The organism is Delftia sp. ZNC0008, assembly GCF_000799035.1.
GTDB classification, from domain to species: domain Bacteria; phylum Pseudomonadota; class Gammaproteobacteria; order Burkholderiales; family Burkholderiaceae_C; genus Comamonas; species Comamonas tsuruhatensis.
The window spans coordinates 1-3,730 of sequence record NZ_JTKZ01000175.1 but is presented as its reverse complement, the minus strand read 5'-3'; the positions used below and the strand labels follow the sequence as shown (position 1 = coordinate 3,730).

Below are 3,730 nucleotides of genomic sequence, written 5' to 3'. Positions count from 1 at the left end.
CGCAGAGGTCCGCGCCGGGGGCGAGCCACGGCCCGGCGTCGCGGCGGCCCGCTACCGCAGCGGCGCAGGCGAGGGGATAGGCCTGTCCATCGTCAAGCGGCTGGCGGAATTGCTGGACGCCACGATCGAGGTGCAGTCGGCCGCGCAGACCGGCACGACCTTTCTACTTCTGTTTCCGCTGCGATATGCCGACGAGTGACCGATAGCTGGGCCATGAGATGAAAAAAACGGGCACACAGGCCCGTCGTTTCGCGTGCGGGGCGCAGCCTGTGCCGCCGCCCCTGAGTCCGGTGCTCAGGACTCTTCGTCCATCTGCGACTGCAGATAGTTCTGGATGCCGACCTTGTCGATCAGGTCCAGCTGGGTTTCGAGGTAGTCGATGTGCTCCTCGGTATCGTCCAGGATCTTTTGCAGCAGGTCGCGCGAGACGTAGTCGCGCACGCTTTCGCAGTGGGCGATGCCGTCCTTGATGGTCTGCTGCGCGGTTTTCTCGCTGCTCAGGTCGCAAGCCAGGGCTTCGGGCACGTCCTCGCCGACTTGCAGCTTGCCCAGGTCCTGCAGGTTGGGCAGGCCGTCGAGCACGAAGATGCGGTCCATGAGCCAGTCGGCGTGCTTCATCTCGCCGATGGACTCCTTGTATTCCTTCTTGGCCAGCTTGTCGAAGCCCCAGTGCTTGTACATGCGGTAGTGCAGGAAGTACTGGTTGATGGCCGTCAGCTCGTTCTTGAGCTGGGCTTGCAGCCAGGTGATGACTTGTGCGTCGCCTTGCATGGGGAACTCCTTTGTTGTACGTGGGGGACCGCGCCGATCGCCGGCCGCTATAGGGGTGGATTGTCTAGGGTTTCTGCGTCAGATCAAGCAAACCCCTGTTATCACGCATTGGCTGCTTATGAGGCGCGTTCTCGTTTGCGGGCCGGCATGCTGACGCGGCTGCGGGGTTGCTGCATTGCCTTGTCATATTTCGGCCCAAAATAGCCTCTTCAGGCCGGTGGCGGGCTGGTCAAGCCCGCAGGCCTGGAGACAAGGATGTTCACATAGTTTTTGGCAATCGGATGAATTCAATCAATTCATTGGATCAATCGATGGCCTGGGCCTAGACTTCGTCCTGTGTTCACTCACCAACCACAAAGGAAACAGCAATGTCCGTGATCAACACCCAAATCAAGCCCTTCAAGACGCAGGCCTTCAAGAATGGCAAGTTCATCGAAGTGACCGAAAAGGACGTCCTGGGCAAGTGGGCCGTGTTCTTCTTCTACCCCGCTGACTTCACCTTCGTGTGCCCCACCGAGCTGGGCGACGTGGCCGACCACTACGACGAACTGCAAAAGCTGGGCGTGGAAGTGTTCTCCGTGTCCACCGACACCCACTTCGTGCACAAGGCATGGCACGACGCGTCGGACACCATCCGCAAGATCAAGTACACGATGCTGGGCGATCCCACCTGGGAAATCAGCAACAACTTCGAAGTCCTGCGTCCCGGCCAGGGCCTGGCTGACCGCGGCACCTTCATCGTCGACCCCGATGGCGTGATCCAGGCCGTGGAAATCACCGCCGAAGGCATCGGCCGCAACGCCGTCGACCTGCTGCGCAAGGTCAAGGCTGCCCAGTATGTCCGCAACCACCCCGGTGAAGTCTGCCCCGCCAAGTGGGAAGAAGGCGACAAGACCCTGGCTCCTTCGCTCGACCTGGTCGGCAAGATCTAAGCGGTACACCGCTTCCTGTTCACAGTTGAACTGTTGAAGACGCCCGGGTGCCTGGCGCCCGGGTTTTTTTTTCCCAGAATTTCGTATTTCCAGAGGAGTCCGACATGCTTGACAACAACCTGAAAGCCCAATTGCAGGCCTACCTGGAGCGCCTGCAGCGTCCGGTGGAGCTGGTGGCTTCGCTGGATGACAGCCAGGGTGCGCGCGAGCTGAAGGAGCTGCTGCTGGAGATCCGCGAGCTGAGCGACAAGATCACCGTTGTCGAGCACAACGATGCCCAGGTGCGCAAGCCCTCCTTCCTGATCACCAATCCCGGCGTGGACAGCGGCGTGCGTTTCGCAGGCGTCCCCCTGGGCCATGAATTCACCTCGCTGGTGCTGGCCCTGCTGCAGGTCGGCGGCCATCCGTCCAAGGAATCGGCCGAGTTGCTGGAGCAGGTGCGCAACATCGACGTGCCGCTGCACTTCGAGACCTACTACTCGCTGTCCTGCCACAACTGCCCGGACGTGGTGCAGGCGCTGAACCTGATGTCCGTGCTCAATCCCAAGATCAGCCATACCGCCATCGACGGCGGGCTGTTCCAGAAGGAAGTCGAGCAGCGCGAAGTCATGGGCGTGCCCACCGTCTTTGTGAACGGCGAGCGCTTCGGCCAGGGCCGCATGGAGCTGGCCGAGATCGTCGCCAAGGTCGACACCGGCGCCGCTTCGCGTGAAGCGGCCAGGATTTCCGCCAAGGACGCCTTCGACGTGCTGATCGTCGGCGGCGGCCCGGCCGGCGCGGCCGCTGCCATCTATGCGGCACGCAAGGGCATCCGCACCGGCATTGCCGCCGAGCGCTTCGGCGGCCAGGTGCTGGACACCGTGGACATCGAGAACTTCATCTCGGTCTCCAAGACCGAAGGCCCTCAGCTGGCCGCCGCCATGGAGCACCATGTGCGCGACTACGAGGTGGACATCATGAACCTGCAGACGGCGTCCAAACTGATTCCGGCTGCCACGGAAGGCGGGCTGATCGAGGTGCAGACTGCCTCGGGCGCCAGCCTCAAGGCCAAGACCGTCATCCTCTCGACCGGCGCGCGCTGGCGCAACATGAACGTGCCGGGCGAGGACAAGTACCGCACCAAGGGCGTGACCTACTGCCCGCACTGCGACGGACCGCTGTTCAAGGGCAAGAATGTGGCCGTCATCGGCGGCGGCAACTCGGGCGTGGAAGCGGCCATCGACCTGGCCGGCATCGTGCGCAGCGTGACGCTGCTGGAGTTCGCCAGCGAGCTCAAGGCCGATGCCGTGCTGCAAAAGAAGCTAAAGAGCCTGCCCAATGTGACCGTCATCCTCAACGCCCAGACCACCGAGGTCAACGGCGACGGCAAGAAGGTTACCGGCCTGACCTACAAGGACCGCACGACGGAAGAGGTCAAGACCGTGGCGCTGGAAGGCATCTTCGTGCAGATCGGCCTGCTGCCCAACACCGACTGGCTCAAGGGCACGGTGGAGCTGACCCGCTTCGGCGAGATCGTGATCGATGCCAAGGGCCACACCAGCGTGCCTGGCGTGTTCGCCGCAGGCGACTGCACCAACGTGCCGTACAAGCAGATCATCATCGCTGCCGGTGCCGGCTCCACGGCGGCGCTGTCGGCCTTCGACCACCTGATCCGCCACTGAGCTGAACAGGCGTGAGAAAGGGCCCGGATGCCTCGGCATCCGGGCCTTTTTTCATTCCGGCGCTGTCAGGCGCGTGCCTTGCCGGCGCAGGTGGCACACAGATGGCTGTCCAGCAGCCCGGTGTGCCAGCAGGGATTGCGCCAGGGCCTATGCGCCAGATCAAATCAATGAATGAGAACTATTCGCATATAATTTTTCTTCATCCAGCCAGCACATGACGCGCCAACGGCTGGCGGGCCGACCGCCAGCCGCTGCAACCAGAAGCCAGCTCTCGCACATCCATGTTGATCAGAGAGAGAGGGCTTCGCAATGGCTTATGACTTCGCAATGCAATCATGCGCCCGGCGGGCGCGCCATCCCCTGGCC

Annotated in this window: 4 protein-coding genes; 3 read left to right on the top strand and 1 reads right to left on the bottom strand. The window is 62.5% G+C overall.

The window, feature by feature from the left end; translation table 11 throughout:
- The coding region (locus L995_RS05815) for an ATP-binding protein (RefSeq protein ID WP_047470077.1) at positions 1–199 on the top strand (199 nt) is incomplete at its 5' end.
- 95 nt (positions 200–294) lie between these two features.
- Here the strand turns inward: L995_RS05815 and bfr are convergent.
- Positions 295–771: a bacterioferritin gene (gene bfr / locus L995_RS05810; protein WP_016447611.1), complete on the bottom strand. Its 477-nt coding sequence runs from the start codon at positions 769–771 to the stop codon at positions 295–297.
- Between the two features lie 368 nt (positions 772–1,139).
- Here bfr and ahpC point away from each other — a divergent pair, with 368 nt between their 5' ends.
- Entirely contained in the window at positions 1,140–1,703 is a 564-nt protein-coding gene (gene ahpC, locus L995_RS05805; RefSeq protein ID WP_016447610.1) for an alkyl hydroperoxide reductase subunit C, read from the top strand.
- Between the two features lie 104 nt (positions 1,704–1,807).
- Positions 1,808–3,364 (top strand): alkyl hydroperoxide reductase subunit F, encoded by a 1,557-nt coding sequence (gene ahpF, locus L995_RS05800; RefSeq protein ID WP_047470073.1) that lies wholly within the window; start codon positions 1,808–1,810, stop codon positions 3,362–3,364.
- Positions 3,365–3,730 lie beyond the last annotated feature (366 nt).